The organism is Corynebacterium sp. c8Ua_99, from assembly GCF_039907185.1.
Classification (GTDB): Bacteria; Actinomycetota; Actinomycetes; order Mycobacteriales; family Mycobacteriaceae; genus Corynebacterium; species Corynebacterium jeikeium_D.
In genome coordinates, this window is the sequence record NZ_JASBOG010000020.1 from 28,408 (window position 1) to 43,679 (window position 15,272).

Consider the following 15,272-nt stretch of genomic DNA (forward strand, 5'->3'; position numbering starts at 1 on the left):
TAGGGCCACCCCCAGTAGACCATCATGCGCGCTCTTACAGTTGGTGAGCTTTGACGCTCAGATTGGTTTGAAGTACAGTTTCGGCCTATGAAGATTCGTTCCTAATTCGACGCGCTCTTATTCATCGTTGACTCGAAGGCGGAACTTGGCATGCCTATTTCTTTTTCCCACCTCTCTTTTGCCTGGCCAGACGGCACTCCTTGTTTTTCAGACTTAAGCGCTACATTCACTGCGCCTTTCACCGGTCTTGTGGGCGCTAATGGCTCAGGAAAATCGACCCTCGCTAAGGTATTGGCCGGCATCTATCAACCCACTTCTGGCACGGTGGAGGCCCCTAAAATCGGTTACCTTGACCAAGATTTAGGGCTCAAAGTGACCGACACCATCGCAGATGTATTTAAAGCCCGCGAGATCTTAGATGCCATAGCGGAGATCGAAGCGGGCAACTACTCCGAGGAACTCGCGGACATCGTTGCTGACAACTGGGATCTAAAGGAACGGATTCAGGCCGCCCTTAGCGCGTCGGAATTGAATTTTTCTCTTACTCGCAGCGTCGGCAGCCTGTCGGGAGGAGAGGCAGTCGCTGTGGCGCTGACGGCGTTGTTTTTCTCCCAACCAGAGATGATTGTTCTTGATGAGCCCACGAACAATCTCGACGCCGCCGCCAAGGAGCGCCTCCTACATATGATTGACGCTTCCCAGGTGCCCATGGTGGTCATCTCGCACGATCGGGAGCTGCTCAACCACGCTGACGAGATCGCTGAGCTCTATCACGGCTCATTACGTATGTTTAGCGGAAACTTTGAGCACTACCGTCAAACCATCGACCACGAACAGGAAGCCGTGCGGGCGGAAGTAAGTGAGGCCAGAGCCTCCTATCACAAGGAAGTTCGACAACGTGCCGAGATGCAGACACGGCTCGCCCGTGACGCCCGCCGTGGGAGAAAGTTCGCTACCTCCAAACGCAAGCCCGGCATGGCCATGGGAAACGATAAGAACCGATCTCAGGTCTCGTCAGCCAAGCGTGCCAGTGATGCCGCAGCCTCGGTGTCACAAGCTCGGGCAAGTTATGACTTGGCGCAGCTTAGGTTGCGGGAGGACACTCACGTTCACATCGAGCTTCCCGATACCAGCCTTCCCAATGCCACGCGCGTTCTGGACAGCGAGATGTTGACAATCGTCGGCCCCGAACGTGTTCGACTCGCCGGTGCCAATGGGTCGGGAAAAACTACGTTTCTCAATCGGATTGCCAGCGGCGAAGTCGACTATGCGCTGCCCTGCGGCTACCTACGCCAACGCATCACATTGCCGGCGGAAAAGAGTGTGTGGGAGCTGGTCGCGGAAAGCAATCCGCAGGCTGACCTGCAGCTTATCCGCGACAAGCTGGCGCAACTGTTGTTCCAGAATGACAGTGTCCACGCACCGGTGAGGCAACTTTCCGGAGGCGAGCGGTTCCGCGTCGAGTGCGCGCGCGTGCTGCTTGCGTCCCCCGCACCGCAGTTCCTGCTGGTTGACGAGCCGACTAACAACTTGGATATCCCCACCGTGGACTGGCTTGTCGACGTTCTCTCTGCCTACCGCGGAGCGTTACTCGTCGTCAGCCACGATGAATACTTCTGTTCGAACCTTTCGCTGGATCGCACCATCGAGCTTTAAAAGCATTTTGCAATGGGTCAGTCGGCACACGAAAACGGGCGAGTAATTGACACCTCGAATGTGCTCAGGCAGCGCCTCTTTGAATTGAACCATGACGATATCGTGATTCCATGCATTGTGCCCCCTCAAAAGCACTCGCTGTCACTTTGAGTCGTATTTTTCCACCGTCTTGAGCGGTCATCATTGAAAATGGGGCCAAGTGCATAGGCTGCTGTGTTTTTATGAAGTCACTATAGGTGCCGTAATTTTGCCATGTCACGCGCTTAGCATTGTGGGCGACGGTCGGGGAAGCTGAGCTTGCCACCTTGCGGTGGGTGTACTGGGGGGACACCAATCGGCTTCAAGAAGCACTGGGCTACGCCACCCCACAGGAAATAAAAACCGATTACTATCACACCCAGCCCATCAACATAGGGTCGTAAAATATGCGGAACTAAACTCAGGATGTCGATTCGGGATAGTTGGTACCGCGATTCTGCGCATTTGGTACCTGTTTTTCTGTGTAGCCGGAACTGCAAACGATTTTCTCTCATAGTTGATGTTGGAAGTACCGTCGTCTGATGCTGTCTGTGTCTGCGTCAGCTCCTGCTTCGAGCGATCCATCTGGAGCCCTGCCCACGAGATACAACACTGTCGCGATACCAGGCCGACAACATCTCGTTGCGCAGTCCGAGAGCCCCGCACGTCCTAAGTTGCCAAGAGGCCAACCAAACCGTTACCGATCCATTGCCAACACTACTGTCGAACAGCTGGTTGCAACACAGCGGACACCGAACAACCGAACCCACATTGGTGACCTCAACATGCGCGCGGCCAGCGCCCGTTAACTCCGAACTGTTATTGCATCCAGCCGGGTTGCCGCAGTCGGCCCGGCCCCTGTGCCGGTACCAACTACGCGGAAGGTGGAAGTACCGATTCTTCGGAATACCGGTACCAGAAACCTGCATCTAAAGCCCCAGGACACCTCAGTCATAAGAAAACCCCAACAACCAGAGGCAACCCAACAGGAACAACTGCGAAACACCCCTAGACAGGCCCCTGAGAGCAATTAAAACGCCCCCTGATGTGAATGAACTAGCCACCAAGAGTTTCACTTAGAAATTCCGATTCAAGCTTGAAAAAACATAGGCTCCCTGGCTCCTACCCCGCCACGCACTCTTGCGTGCTGATCGCCCCGTAGTTATTCATCGCCTCATCAATGTGTGGCTGAACCTCGGCGTGCGTCAGCGCGTAACCAGTCTGGTCATTATTCACACCGGCACCGAAGACCAAGCCCAGAATCTGACCCTGCGGCGTAATCAGTGGGCCGCCCGAGTTGCCGTGGCGCACATCTGCCTTCAGAACATAGGACTGACGCTCGTGCCTGGTCGACGAATAAATATCCGGGCCTCGAATAATGATGTTCTCCGTCACGCGCGCAGGTGTGGCCTTAAAGGGCCCGGACTCGGGAAAGCCCAGCACTACCGCGTCATCGCCCGGACGAGCTTCCTGATTCGCCCACTGCATGGGCTCCAGGGGTAGGTCGGTGGTTCTGAGCAGGGCGACGTCGTCAAGCGGATCGTAGTGCACGACGTTCGCGTCAGCCATGCCGACCACGGTTTCCAGCCGAACAGTGGTGGCGCCAGCGACCACGTGCGCGTTGGTCAGAATCAGATCCGGCGCGATGACAAAACCCGTGCCCTGCAGCAAGCGTTCGCACTGCGGGGCCTCGCCCAAGACGCGGACGATGGACGGTCGAATACTGTCGACGACACCTTGCGAAATCACATTGGGGTCGGCGGGTTCATCGGGGACGTTCTGCTTGTAGCCGAATGGCGGAGCGATGGCGGGCATTCCATCATCGCGGAGCTGACGGAGGATGCCACTGAAGCCGTCGCTCCATTCGTCGGGCGCGACCTGGTCAATGAGGTTCATGCCCTTGGACTCACGCACCCAGTCGGCAAACTGCCCAGGCACGGCGGTGGCCAGGGGTACGGCGATCATCCATGTCACTACCAGCGCCGTCACGGACTGCACGATGGCACCGAGGCTAGAATCCAGGCCGACTGCCAGCGGCGAGCGAATGGTATTCCGCAGCGACTGCCCTGCCACTGTTCCCACCGCATGACCAATCAACGCCAACAGAATCACCGTGCCGAGGCCCAAAAGCACCTTTCCCGACTGGTTCTCGACCTGCGCCATAGCTAGCGGCGCCAAGGGCACACCAATGACCAAGCCCAGGACAACGCCCAAAATGGCCATAATCGACGAGACGGCGCCCTGCTGCCAGCCGACGATAAGCGCGAAAATGAAGACCGCCAGCAGCGCAACGTCAAACACAGCGATTGCAGACATCATCGTCGGCCTCCCTTCAGTACGGACAGTTTTTCACCATTAGCGGAACGCGCGAGCACCGGCAAAAGTTTCTGCACGTTGGTGTCGTCCCACGGTTCCGACCAGCCGGCCACGTCTAGCAAGTAGGACAGCACGCCGCCGGTAAAGCCCCAAACGACGAAGTCACCAACCTTAAATGCCGGTCCTGTCCAGCCGTGATAGCCCAGCATCATGCGGTTGTCCGGATTCGTCAGGTGGCTAATTGGCACATTGAGCACCGATTCCGTCTCTGCAGGGTCGACCACACGCAGCGGATGCGGTGCATGCCAATACGCCAACACCGGATTCACCGCGAAGCCAGTCCGCGAAATGTCAATCGAGTCCAGCACCCGCACCGGCGTCACCGTCTCTCGGTTCAGGCCGGTTTCTTCCTCGGCTTCACGCAGCGCGGTATCGATTTCATCCACATCCTCGGGATCGACACGACCGCCCGGAAAAGCCATCTGGCCTGCATGCTTACGCAGGGTTGTCGCTCTGTGCGTAAGTACCACGCTGGCATCCTCCGGCCGCTGGTGCGCCTCCGCATCACCGCTGATCAGCACCAACACCGCCGACCGCGCCGGATTCCGCAACGGTTTCTCCTGCGTCGAGGAGTCTCGCCGCAACTTCGCAAACGCGCGCTTCACGCTTGACGACGAAGCGGAGCGGCCGGCCACCTGCTGCTCCGAGTGGCCTGTTGTGGCGTGGCTGGCGCTGCTGGCGTGACCTGCCGCGTCGTGATCAGCGCTGACCAGGTGCGGCGGCAAACTATTGGTCAACCACTTCGGCAGATACAGCCCCGAGCTTGCGTCACGATTCCACGACTGTCCCTGAGTCACTTCAATGCACCTCGCACGAGATCAGTAATCTGCTGCGCATCGGTGAATTCACCAGGATGAATGGTCGCCACCGTGCCATCTGCCTTAAACACCACGGTGATGGGCACAACTCGCGGTAGATTCAACGCTGGTCCGACCACGTCGACCGTGTCCGAGTAGGTCGGTAGCTTCACTCCGATTTCCTGCAGGAAGGCCTGGCCACGCCCCGCCTCGCGAGCCGCATGCACCGTCGCCACCTGCACGTCCGGATTGTCCTTGGCCCATTGCTCAATAAGCGGTAGCTCTTGGCGACACGGCGCACAGTTCCACGCCCAGACATTAAGCACTGTCGGCTTGCCCTCGACGACCTGCCCCATGTCCACCAGCTCCGCTTGCCCAACCTCGTTGTCCTGGCCTGCCGAGTCTCCCGACTCCGCCAACAGCGGCAAGCGCACACCGCTCAGCGAGCCACTACCCGCTACCGCCGCGATTTCATCCTTCGACATCGCTGGCGCTGCCGGTGCACCATCCACGTCACCATCACGGCCATCACCATTGCCAGCGCCATCCGCACCGACACTCACACCAGATCCAGTCCCACCACCGTCGGCCTCGTCATTGCCACCAGTGGTATTCACAATCGCGAAAATCACCAGACCCACAATGCTAATTCCCGCGATGAGCAGCGTAATCAGCGATGCCGAACGGTTAACGTCCACCTGCCGACCCTCATAGTGGCCACCATTGTGACTATGACCGCCCTGCTCATTCACGAAAAGTGCTCCTCGACTAGTCCTGTGTCGCTGTGGTGTTGCGCGCGCTATCCCCGTCGTCAAGCGCGGAAAGTTCCTCCCCACTGTAGCCGTCATTAAGACCGGCCAGGTAGAGAAGCCATTCCCTGTCGTCTGACTTAATCAACTTCTCCGCCGTCTCCGGCTCCGCCGGACCCGCGACACCATACGACGGGCAATCCGCCGCCAAGAAGCACGCCCCGCACGCCGCCCGGCGCGAATGGCACACCCGGCGACCGTGGAAAATCAGGCGATGCGAAAACCACGTCCACTCCGCGCGCGGTAGCACCTCCATCATCTCGTGCTCAACGCGCACCGGATCTTCCTGCTCTGTGAGACCCATGCGCCGCACCAGACGCCCAAAATGCGTATCGACCGTCAAACCCGGCACCCCAAAAGCATTCCCCAGCACCACGTTTGCCGTCTTTCGCCCCACGCCCGGCAGCTTCACCAGCTCCTCCAACGTGCCCGGGACCTCGCCGCCGTGCTGCTCCATCACCCCCTGCGCAAAACCGATGATGTTCGCGGCCTTATTCCTATAGAAACCCGTCGGCCGAACGAGCTCCTCGACCTCCTCCTGATTCGCAACCGCCAAATCGGCAGGGCTGGGGTACCTAGCGAACAGCGCCGGCGTGGTCATATTCACCCGCACGTCCGTACACTGCGCCGACAGAATCGTCGCCACCGCAAGCTCATACGGATTACGAAAGTCCAGCTCACAGTGCGCATTCGGGTACGCCACCGCCAGCGTGCGGTTAATCCGCCGCGCGCGCCGCACCATACCCAGGTGCGTCTCCTTCCCCCGCGCCGCCGGATGCGCCCCCACCGCCCGACGCTTCTTCGACGTCAGGGATCCCTGCGGGTGCGTGGGCTGGGGTTTGCTTATCTGGTGCGTGCTTAACGACGATGCCTTGCCAGTCGTATCCATGGTCGTAGTGTATCGGCTACCCCGGATTGCAATTCGCGTGCGCACCTTTCGCGGGCCGAATCCTTCGATTCGTCCGGAATGCGGATAAGACCGGTAGCAGCTCGGGCATATTCGGTCAAAAACCAAAGAAGTCATGCCCCACCACATCTTGGAACACCGTTAGCGAATTATTAGTTATAAATACACAGTTCAGCGGCTTTTCACCAGAATTCCCCACAGGCGCAGTGGCTCTTTTGCTACAGTGGTGTTTATCACATCTTGGTGACGGCGTAGTTTTGGGATGCATCTGTAGAGGCGTTTTGTCGTGAAATTCGCCCAGGGATGAACCTGCCTTGAAAGCTGGCAGCGGCGTTACCGGGAAAGACCGAAAGTAGTGGGACTAGTGGGACGGGGCAGTTTCTCTTCCTGTTTGGCCACTGCAATCTGTAGTCGAGTGCTAATTTGGCGGCTGCTGGCCTGTATTTACGGTGGTTAGTGGCCCAAGACAGGAGAATTTTACCGTGGATGACGTCAAGGAGATTCTCTCCCGGGCCGGTGTATTTCAGGGAGTCGACCAGGAGGCTGTGCAGGCCTTGCTCGGCGAGCTCGAGACGGTTCGCTTCCCGCGTGGAACCACCATCTTCAATGAGGGAGAGCCGGGCGATCGGCTCTACATCATTATTGATGGCAAGGTGAAGCTGGCTCGCCGCTCAGCCGACGGTCGTGAAAACCTGTTGACCATCATGGGCCCATCCGACATGTTCGGCGAGCTCTCCATCTTCGACCCGGGCCCGCGCACCTCTTCGGCGGTCTGCGTCACCGAAGTTTCCGCCGCGTCCATGAGTGCCGATCAGCTGCAGGAATGGGTTGGTTCACACCCTGATGTTCCAGCTCAGCTGCTGCGCATGCTGGCCCGCCGTCTGCGCCGCACCAACAATTCACTGGCTGACCTCATTTTCACCGACGTCCCAGGTCGCGTTGCTAAGTCCCTGCTTCAGCTGGCCAATCGCTTCGGTGTTCAAGAAGGTTCTGCTCTCCGCGTGAACCACGACCTGACTCAGGAGGAAATCGCACAGCTCGTCGGCGCCTCCCGAGAGACCGTTAACAAGGCTCTGGCAGAGTTCGCCCACCGCGGCTGGATTCGCCTTGAGGGCAAGTCCGTGCTCATCTCCGATACGGAGCGTTTGGCCCGCCGCGCACGTTAGCTTGTTGCGCACGTTAGCTTGTGGCGCACGTTAGCTTGTGGCGCTTGCGGCGCTGCCCAAACGACTCACATCCCGCAGCCTCTGCTTTTGGATCCTCGGTTCCCGTAGGAGCACATGAAACGCATGAGGCTCGCGGGATTTTTGTTGTCTTCCCCCGCTGGCCTGGCATGCTGACCTGGTATGCCGGCCTGCCATGCTGACCTGGCATGCCGGCCAAGTTTGGCGCACTTATCGATGCTTTTCTGCCACTTATCGATGCTTTCCCGGCACCTATCGATGCACCATTCACCGATTTCTCCTTGCATCAATCACTTATCGATGCGCTGTTCACTTATGCGCGCGCTATAGCTCATCGACAAGTGGATACCTCATCGATAAGTGATTGGGCTGGCCCCGACGAGGCCAACCCACCCAACCGGCACTAGCCCACCCCAACCGGCACTAGCCCAAACAAAAAGCGCGCAACCCGCAAAACTGCAGGTCACACGCTCTTTTCATACGGTGAGTCGAGCTCAGCTTCACTCAAGCTCAGCTTCAGCCAAGCCTCAATTTCGCCCAGCCCAGACCAGCCCAGCAACCGGCCGAAGCCCAAGCCGAAGCCGAAGCCCAGCAACTACTCCCCGTGATCGCGCAGGTAGCGCAGGGTCACACGAGTCGACTGCTCAGCAGCATGACGCAGCACCGGATCGACATCGGTGTAAATCTCATCCACAATCTGGTCGACCGTAGCTTCGTCGCCCAGCTTGGCAACGGCATCTTTCACCTGCTGAAGGCGCAGCTTACGACGCTCAATGTACTTCTGCGTCATCACAGTGATGTCCGGCAGGTCAGCACCATGACCAGGCAGCAGACGAACACCCTTGCCGCGCGAATCCAGCATTTTCAGGGTTTCCATGTACTTACCCAAGTCGCCGTCGGTCTCCGAGATCATAGTGGTGTGGCGGCCAGCGATTGTGTCACCGGTAACGATGCCTTCAACATCGTCCTCTCCATCACCAGTGTGGATGAAGAAGCAGACGGAATCAGCGGTATGACCAGGGGTTGCCACGACCTCAATCTGCGGAGTCACTCCGTCGAGGACGATACGTTCGCCGTCGACAAGCGGATCCTGACCTCCCGCGCAGTACTGAGACTCCAGCTCACGAATCGGCGCACCGGTGAGCTGGCGGAAACGTGCGGCGCCATCAGCATGGTCGCCATGACGGTGCGTCAGCAGAATCAACGCAACGTCGCCGGCATAACGCTGCAGGACGTTCAGGTGTCCCTCGTCCTCCGGACCCGGATCGATGACAATGCTGCGGCTATCCCCCTCAGCCTTAATAACGTAGGAGTTCGTACCCTCCAGCGAAGAGTAGCTGGGGTTCGGGCACAGAACGACGCCCACAGACTGAGAAATCTGACGCAGTTGGCTATACGCAGGATGCTCCATGTCCTCTATCCTACGTGGTTGCGCAATCCGGGGAGCGCGCCACGTCGTCCAATTCGGCTCATTTGGGTGTAAGCACGCTTTACGACGACCCGGAGAACGCAACATTCCCGCTGGTCGCGGCAGCAAATACAGCAGCTACTGGGCTACTTCAACGATGATTTCGACTTCCACGGGAGCGTCCAGCGGAAGCTGATTCACACCCACTGCCGAGCGAGCGTGCTGGCCGCGTTCGCCAAAGACCTCGCCGAAGAGTTCCGAGGCTCCATTGATAACGCCCGGCTGACCAGTGAATCCGGCGGCGGAGTTGACGAAGCCGACGACCTTCACGATGCGGGTGACATTGTCGAGACCGACCTCGGCATCGACTGCGGCCAAAGCGTTGAGGGCGCAGGTGCGGGCTGCCTCCTTGGCCTCCTCAGCAGTGACTTCTGCGCCGACGTGGCCGACGTGGGTGAGCTCGCCGTTAACGAATGGGAGCTGACCGGAGGTGAAAACGAGGTTGCCCGTGCGCGTTGCGGGTACGTAGGCCGCAACTGGCGCGGCAACGGCAGGCAGGGTAAGCCCCAGGTCCTCGAGGGTCTGGGAAGGAGTGCGAGATTCAGAGTTGCTCATTTAAGTTAAGCCTTTCCACGGCGACTGGGGGCCGGGCGAATAAAGCCGGCCAAAGAAAGATGGCAGCCAACTGTTAGTCAGCTGCCAATCGAAAGCACAACCGCCGTTGTTAGTTAGGTGCCAGACACCGAGGTAATTAGTCAGCCTTCGGGCGCTTGAAGTAACCGACGTGGTTTTCGCCGGTCGGGCCGGGGAGAACAGTGACAAGTTCCCAGCCGTCCTCACCAAAGTTGTCCAGGATGGCCTTGGTGTTGTGAATGAGCAGCGGTGCGGTGAAGTATTCCCATTTAGTAGTCATGGAAGCTACTTTATCTGTCCCCCAGCCTCGCGCGCTGGGGGTTCAGTTTTACTTCGGTTTAAGTTCGGTTTTTACTTAGCCAGCTTTGCCTTGCGCTGAGCTGCGTACTGCTGAGCGTAGAAGTCGGCCCACGAAGTAATTTCCGGGTGCTCGCGCAGCATTGCGCGGCGCTGACGCTCGGTCAGGCCACCCCAGACGCCGAACTCGACGCGGTTATCCAGAGCGTCGGCACGGCACTGCAGAACCACTGGGCAATGGCGGCAGATAACTGCGGCTTCGCGCTGTGCGGCGCCGCGAACGAACAACTTATCCGGGTCAATATCGCGGCACTTAGCGCGCGGGACCCACTCCTGACGATCGCGGAAGCTCTCTACACCGAGCTCGTAGTCTGGCGTAGTAGCAGTGCGGTTGCGATCGGGAATCGTGGCGGTCATTGTAGCCTCCTCGTGCCTGCGATTTTCGTTATTTCGAAATAGTTTCAACTAAATAGTGCTGAAATTTTGTTGTAAGTCTATTCACACCACCCAAATAATGTCGATTGGGTCACACTGGGAGGGTGGACGTGGCGCAGCCCTAAATACAACAATGCAGGTGGGGCAACTTTTTCCAACAAAAGCACGGGGGTGATTTGCGTCACTATGAAAATCTTTTTCCAGAAACCACCACACGACGAGTTGCCCGGTATTGTAAGGGCGCTCGTAGCGATCCTCCCCCGCTCGCCAGGCGTTTTTCTGGGCTCGCCGGGCATGTCTCTAGGCGGATTTTCGAAAACTCACTTCGGCTCAATCCGCCCTACCTTGTAGTGTGATTGCTGTGAATAAAGGTTCGACGCTGTTCAAGCTCTCCGTTGCCACTGTGTTGGCAGCGTTGATTGTGGCCAGCGCCCTCTTTCCTCTTGTGGGCGGCTCGGCCTACCTCGTCGCGCACACGGCTGATGAATTCGCGTCGGCGTCGCGGTCGGTGATTTCTAAGGACGCACCGGGGGTCACCACTATTACGGATCGGAATGATCAGCCAATTGCGTGGCTCTATGACCAGCGGCGGTTTAATGTGCCATCGGAACGCATCTCGCCAGCTATGAAGGATGCGCTGGTCAGCGTGGAGGATAGGCGCTTTTATGAGCACTCTGGTGTGGACTGGAAGGGCACTGCTCGTGCGGCGGTAAAGAACTTCATGTCTCAGTCGGTGCAGGAAGGTGCCTCCACAATCGAGCAGCAGTTGATTAAGAACCACACGCTGCTGGTGGACGCAGAGTCGGAGTCGGAGCGCCGCGCTGCTACTGCCACGGATTATGGTCGCAAGATCCGCGAGATTCGCATCGCGTTGGACCTGGAAGATGAGCTGACGAAAGACGAGATTCTGACTAAGTACCTGAACTTGGTCCCCTTCGGCAATGGCGCTTTCGGCGTGGAAGCTGCAGCTCAGACCTACTTCGGCATTCCCGCGTCCGATCTGAATGTCCCGCAGGCCGCTCTGCTCGCGGGCATGGTTCAGCAGTCCTCCGGGCTCGATCCGTATACAAATCCGGAAGGTGCGCATGCACGGCGTAACGACGTGCTTGCGGCTATGGAATCCACGGGAGCAATTGGCCCGCAGGAGGCTCAGGACGCCAAGGCAGCTGATCTCGGTATTCTCCCAGAGCCTCAGCGCCTGCCGCAGGGCTGTATCGCGGCGGGCGATCGCGGTTTCTTCTGTGATTATGTGGTCTCCTACTTGGAGAACCACGGTATTGAGACCGATAAGCTCAAGCGCGGTGGCTTCCATGTGAAGACCACGCTGGACCCGCGTGTGCAGGACAGCGTGCAGGAGTCTCTGCGTCAGCAGGCGTCACCGACTGCGGATGGCGCAGCCGAGGTTATGAGTTTGCTTGAGCCTGGGGATGACTCCAGGAAGTTGCTCGCGATGGCGTCGTCACGCGTATACGGCCTCGATGCGGAACAAATGCAGACCGTGCAGCCTCAGCCATTTACGCCGGTGGGCAATGGCGCGGGCTCGATTTTTAAGATTTTCGCGGCGACGTCGGCGGTGGAAAAGGGGCTGGGTATTGATACCAACTTCCCGGTGCCGCGTCGTTATGAGGCCTCCGGGCTGGGCACCGGTGGCGCAGAGGGCTGCCCGCCGGGCCTGTACTGCGTGGAGAACGTAGGTAGTTTCCCGCCGTCGATGTCGCTGCGTGAGACGCTCGCACGGTCGCCGAATACTCCTTTTATTCAGATTTCGGAGCTGGTCGGCGTCGATGGCGTGATGGACATGGCGGTACGCCTGGGCATGCGCTCATACACGGAGCCGGGCAGTTTTGATGGTGAGTCCTCGGTGGCGGACTATGTCTCGGAGCATAAGCTCGGCTCATTCGTGCTGGGTCCGACGGCGGTGAATAACCTTGAGCTGTCCAATGTCGCTGCCACCCTGGCCAGCAATGGCCGCTGGTGCGAACCCTCTCCGATTGAGTCGATCACGGATTCCAAGGGCAATGCGGTCAAGCTGAATGTGCCACCGTGCGAGCAGGCAGTGGAGCCGGGTGTCGCGCACGCGATCGCTAATGCGCTCAGCAATGACGCCACCGATGGCACCGCGAAGGATGCCGCGAAAGAGCTGAATTGGGAAGGCCCAGTCGCGGCTAAGACCGGTACCACCGAGTCGAACCAGTCCGCGGCATTCCTGGGCTTCACCGGCGGTCTGGCCGGATCGGTGTACGCCTACAACGACACCCCGACGGTCACGGAGCTGTGCACGTCGCCGCTGCGCCAGTGCCCAAGCGGCAACCTCTTTGGTGGTCGCGAGCCCGCGCGGACATGGTTCGGCGCAGTCGGCCCAATTATCGAGGACTACGGCGGAAAGAACCTCCCCCCATTGGATTCGGACTACGGCCTGGGCACCTCTATCACCCAAATGCCGAATGTGGTGGGCATGCAGAAGGCCGAGGCTCGGGAGACCCTTAAGAAGGCTGGCTACAAGGTAGAGGAACGTACAGTGTCCCACACGGGTGAGTCGCGCGGAATCGTGGTCGGGTTGGATCAGCCGCCGCTGCTTCTCAAGGGTGGCACCGTCACAATCCGCGTGGCCGATGGCACGCGCCGTCCGACCCCACCACCGGCGCCGTCGCCGCGACCGGACTCGACGACGACCCGGCCGGATCCGCTACCGCAGTTCCCTCGTCCCAACACTCCGCCAGCGCCGAGCTTGCGGGATCTGATTCCACTGCTGCCGTTCTAGTTCACCCTAGAAGGCAGCTCCAACGCTTATCACCGAAAAGGAAAAACGCCGAAAGGCCGCGCTAGCCCTGCAGGGCAGCCTTAACGGCCTCGGAAAGCCGCTTGCCATCGACCTGGCCAGCGGCCTTTTCCTTAGCCACCTTCATAACCTGGCCCATGATCTTCATGCTCGGCGCGTCATCACCAGCAACCTCGGCCACGGATTCCGCGACGAGGTTCTTCACGGCGTCGTCGTCAAGCTGTTCCGGCTGGTAGCGGGCGAAAACCTCTGCTTCGGCGAGTTCGGCGTCGGCAAGTTCCTGGCGGCCGTTCTCGGCGTACATCTCAGCGGACTCGCGACGCTTCTTGACTTCCCGCTCAATCACACGCAGCACCTCGTCATCGGTGAGCTCGTGCTTGGAGCCGGAGACCTCCTCGGTCTGGATGGCGGCCTTCAGCATGCGCAGCGCCGCAACGGTTTCCTTGTCGCGGGCCTTCATTGCGGCGGTCATATCGGAGACAATTGTGTTCTTCAGTTCACTCATACGCCCTAGACTACCGCTGTAGTTGATAGTGTCTCTGTCATGACATCGCGCGCTTTTCCCAACCGAATTCTGCGGTCTGCCGCAGCTCTCGCCACGCTTGGCTTGACGACGTTCATCTACGCGAACCAAGTCGAATTGCGCGCATTTAAACTCCACCGTGTGCAAGTTCCCGTGCTGGCACCCGGCACGCTCGCCCGGGCGGGAAAGCGCGAGGGTGAGCCTTTCCGGATTCTGCATGTCTCCGACTTCCACATGCTCCCCGACCAGAAGCTGAAGCAGAAGTGGGTTGCCAGCCTCGATGCTCTGAACCCTGACCTGGTGATTAATACCGGCGACAACCTGGGCAGTGACAAGGCCGTTCCCAGTGTCCTCGCAGCGCTCGGCCCCCTACTGAACCGTCCGGGCGCCTTCGTGTTCGGTACGAATGACTACTTCGCGCCACGGCCTGTCAATCCGCTGAAGTACCTGACGGGCAAGAAGCGCAAGCCCTCACGCGTCGAACTGCCGTGGCGCGGCATGCGCGCTGCGTTTATCGAACACGGTTGGCAGGATGCCACCCATGCCCGGCTGGAGTTTGTGGCGGGTGGCGTGAAGGTGGCGCTGTCCGGTGTGGATGACCCTCATCACGAGTTGGAGGACTATTCGCAGATTGCCGGTGCCCCGAATGCGGATGCCGACATCGCTATCGGCCTGTCGCACTCGCCGGAGCCACACGTGTTGGATTCTTTTGCGGAAGACGGCTACGACCTGGTGCTTTCTGGCCACACACACGGTGGCCAGGTGTGCCTGCCCGGCGGGAAGGCCATTGTGACCAACTGCGGTATCGACCGCTCGCGGGCCTCGGGGTTGTCGCGCTGGACCGAGAAGACGTGGCTGCACGTTTCTAATGGCCTCGGCACTTCCCCTTACGCCCCGGTGCGCTTGTTCTGCCGCCCATCCGCGACCTTGATTGAGGTTGTGGAGCGGGATTCGTAGTTCGTAGTCCGTCGGGGTGCAGTTCGTAGTTTGTAAGGGTGCGGCGGAGACCGCGGCTTGTTCCCACAGCCCGTTAAGCAGGCGTTTTGCATTCTGACTCGGCGTCGGGCTAAAGTAAGTCCTCGCAAGCACAGCACTGAGACGTATGTTCCCAGTTTGTGTCTGTGGCCTCGGGGTATGGCGCAGCTTGGTAGCGCGCTTCGTTCGGGACGAAGAGGCCGTGGGTTCAAATCCCGCTACCCCGACCAAGTAGAAACCCTCTCTCACCTGGAATTATCCAAGTGAGGGAGGGTTTTGTCATTGGCTACTGAACCCTACTTTTTGCCGCGGTTCAGGGTTGATAGCCAAAGAGTGCGTCCAGTTCTCAAGGTAGCGACTAGTCAGGCCCCAACTGCGGCAGCACCACAGCCCGGGGTTACGTGGCAAAACTGTCGACCCGAAAACTCAGGGGCTGCAAATGTGAAACTGTCTGAGTTTATGACACTTTCAAGCC

14 protein-coding genes, 1 tRNA gene and 1 pseudogene are annotated in these 15,272 nt (G+C 59.1%); 7 read left to right on the forward strand and 9 right to left on the reverse strand.

Annotation, left to right across the window (positions count from 1 at the left end):
• Window positions 1-150: 150 nt before the first annotated feature.
• On the forward strand, window positions 151-1,656 hold the full coding sequence (locus QKE19_RS10340) for an ATP-binding cassette domain-containing protein (RefSeq protein WP_005511339.1): 1,506 nt from the start codon (window positions 151-153) through the stop codon (window positions 1,654-1,656).
• A 272-nt stretch (window positions 1,657-1,928) separates the two neighbouring features.
• Window positions 1,929-2,078, forward strand: a pseudogene (locus QKE19_RS10345) (IS3 family transposase); the annotation flags it as partial.
• Between the two features lie 718 nt (window positions 2,079-2,796).
• Here the strand turns inward: QKE19_RS10345 and QKE19_RS10350 are convergent.
• From QKE19_RS10350 to nth, 4 genes are read right to left on the reverse strand one after another with little or no spacing between them, the layout of a single operon-like run.
• A complete protein-coding gene (locus QKE19_RS10350) occupies window positions 2,797-3,993 on the reverse strand; it encodes a MarP family serine protease (protein ID WP_347890983.1) in 1,197 nt (398 codons plus the stop codon).
• Window positions 3,990-4,847, reverse strand: coding sequence for a CoA pyrophosphatase (locus tag QKE19_RS10355; RefSeq protein ID WP_016421925.1), 858 nt, complete (start codon window positions 4,845-4,847; stop codon window positions 3,990-3,992). Before QKE19_RS10355 ends, QKE19_RS10350 begins: the two co-directional genes overlap by 4 nt.
• The gene (locus tag QKE19_RS10360; RefSeq protein WP_347890984.1) at window positions 4,844-5,599 is read right to left on the reverse strand and encodes a TlpA disulfide reductase family protein; all 756 of its coding nucleotides are present in this window, start codon (window positions 5,597-5,599) and stop codon (window positions 4,844-4,846) included. Before QKE19_RS10360 ends, QKE19_RS10355 begins: the two co-directional genes overlap by 4 nt.
• A gap of 16 nt (window positions 5,600-5,615) precedes the next feature.
• Window positions 5,616-6,545, reverse strand: a complete 930-nt coding sequence (gene nth / locus QKE19_RS10365; RefSeq protein WP_347890985.1) for an endonuclease III — start codon at window positions 6,543-6,545, stop codon at window positions 5,616-5,618.
• A gap of 500 nt (window positions 6,546-7,045) precedes the next feature.
• Between nth and glxR the strand changes: the two genes are divergently transcribed.
• Window positions 7,046-7,729: a CRP-like cAMP-activated global transcriptional regulator GlxR gene (gene glxR / locus QKE19_RS10370; protein WP_005511668.1), complete on the forward strand. Its 684-nt coding sequence runs from the start codon at window positions 7,046-7,048 to the stop codon at window positions 7,727-7,729.
• A gap of 206 nt (window positions 7,730-7,935) precedes the next feature.
• Window positions 7,936-8,154, forward strand: a complete 219-nt coding sequence (locus QKE19_RS10375) for a hypothetical protein (RefSeq protein WP_284847135.1) — start codon at window positions 7,936-7,938, stop codon at window positions 8,152-8,154.
• Window positions 8,155-8,342: 188 nt separating this feature from the next.
• Here QKE19_RS10375 and QKE19_RS10380 read toward each other — a convergent pair whose 3' ends face one another.
• The 4 genes from QKE19_RS10380 to QKE19_RS10395 all read right to left on the reverse strand — a co-directional run bounded on the left by QKE19_RS10380 (window position 8,343) and on the right by QKE19_RS10395 (window position 10,502).
• Entirely contained in the window at window positions 8,343-9,158 is an 816-nt protein-coding gene (locus tag QKE19_RS10380; protein ID WP_005511689.1) for an MBL fold metallo-hydrolase, read from the reverse strand.
• 135 nt (window positions 9,159-9,293) lie between these two features.
• Complete coding sequence (locus tag QKE19_RS10385) at window positions 9,294-9,770, reverse strand: RidA family protein (RefSeq protein ID WP_070856814.1); 477 nt, start codon at window positions 9,768-9,770, stop codon at window positions 9,294-9,296.
• A 136-nt stretch (window positions 9,771-9,906) separates the two neighbouring features.
• Complete coding sequence (locus QKE19_RS10390) at window positions 9,907-10,068, reverse strand: hypothetical protein (protein WP_005511670.1); 162 nt, start codon at window positions 10,066-10,068, stop codon at window positions 9,907-9,909.
• Window positions 10,069-10,139: 71 nt separating this feature from the next.
• On the reverse strand, window positions 10,140-10,502 hold the full coding sequence (locus QKE19_RS10395; RefSeq protein ID WP_347890989.1) for a WhiB family transcriptional regulator: 363 nt from the start codon (window positions 10,500-10,502) through the stop codon (window positions 10,140-10,142).
• 379 nt (window positions 10,503-10,881) lie between these two features.
• Here QKE19_RS10395 and QKE19_RS10400 point away from each other — a divergent pair, with 379 nt between their 5' ends.
• Complete coding sequence (locus QKE19_RS10400; protein ID WP_347890990.1) at window positions 10,882-13,281, forward strand: transglycosylase domain-containing protein; 2,400 nt, start codon at window positions 10,882-10,884, stop codon at window positions 13,279-13,281.
• A 61-nt stretch (window positions 13,282-13,342) separates the two neighbouring features.
• Here the strand turns inward: QKE19_RS10400 and QKE19_RS10405 are convergent, their stop codons facing one another.
• On the reverse strand, window positions 13,343-13,804 hold the full coding sequence (locus tag QKE19_RS10405; RefSeq protein ID WP_049189436.1) for a GatB/YqeY domain-containing protein: 462 nt from the start codon (window positions 13,802-13,804) through the stop codon (window positions 13,343-13,345).
• 39 nt (window positions 13,805-13,843) lie between these two features.
• Between QKE19_RS10405 and QKE19_RS10410 the strand changes: the two genes are divergently transcribed.
• Window positions 13,844-14,779 (forward strand): metallophosphoesterase, encoded by a 936-nt coding sequence (locus tag QKE19_RS10410; RefSeq protein ID WP_347890991.1) that lies wholly within the window; start codon window positions 13,844-13,846, stop codon window positions 14,777-14,779.
• A 171-nt stretch (window positions 14,780-14,950) separates the two neighbouring features.
• A tRNA-Pro gene (locus QKE19_RS10415) sits at window positions 14,951-15,027 on the forward strand.
• The last annotated feature ends 245 nt before the right edge of the window (window positions 15,028-15,272 follow it).

Bases quoted from the DNA above. Each gene is read 5' to 3' on its own strand.
- QKE19_RS10340 (WP_005511339.1), top strand. From the start codon at position 151: ATGCCTATTTCTTTTTCCCACCTCTCTTTTGCCTGGCCAGACGGCACT.
- QKE19_RS10350 (WP_347890983.1), bottom strand. From the start codon at position 3,993: ATGATGTCTGCAATCGCTGTGTTTGACGTTGCGCTGCTGGCGGTCTTC.
- nth (WP_347890985.1), bottom strand. From the start codon at position 6,545: ATGGATACGACTGGCAAGGCATCGTCGTTAAGCACGCACCAGATAAGC.
- QKE19_RS10375 (WP_284847135.1), top strand. From the start codon at position 7,936: ATGCCGGCCAAGTTTGGCGCACTTATCGATGCTTTTCTGCCACTTATC.
- QKE19_RS10380 (WP_005511689.1), bottom strand. From the start codon at position 9,158: ATGGAGCATCCTGCGTATAGCCAACTGCGTCAGATTTCTCAGTCTGTG.
- QKE19_RS10385 (WP_070856814.1), bottom strand. From the start codon at position 9,770: ATGAGCAACTCTGAATCTCGCACTCCTTCCCAGACCCTCGAGGACCTG.
- QKE19_RS10390 (WP_005511670.1), bottom strand. From the start codon at position 10,068: ATGACTACTAAATGGGAATACTTCACCGCACCGCTGCTCATTCACAAC.
- QKE19_RS10395 (WP_347890989.1), bottom strand. From the start codon at position 10,502: ATGACCGCCACGATTCCCGATCGCAACCGCACTGCTACTACGCCAGAC.
- QKE19_RS10405 (WP_049189436.1), bottom strand. From the start codon at position 13,804: ATGAGTGAACTGAAGAACACAATTGTCTCCGATATGACCGCCGCAATG.
- QKE19_RS10410 (WP_347890991.1), top strand. From the start codon at position 13,844: ATGACATCGCGCGCTTTTCCCAACCGAATTCTGCGGTCTGCCGCAGCT.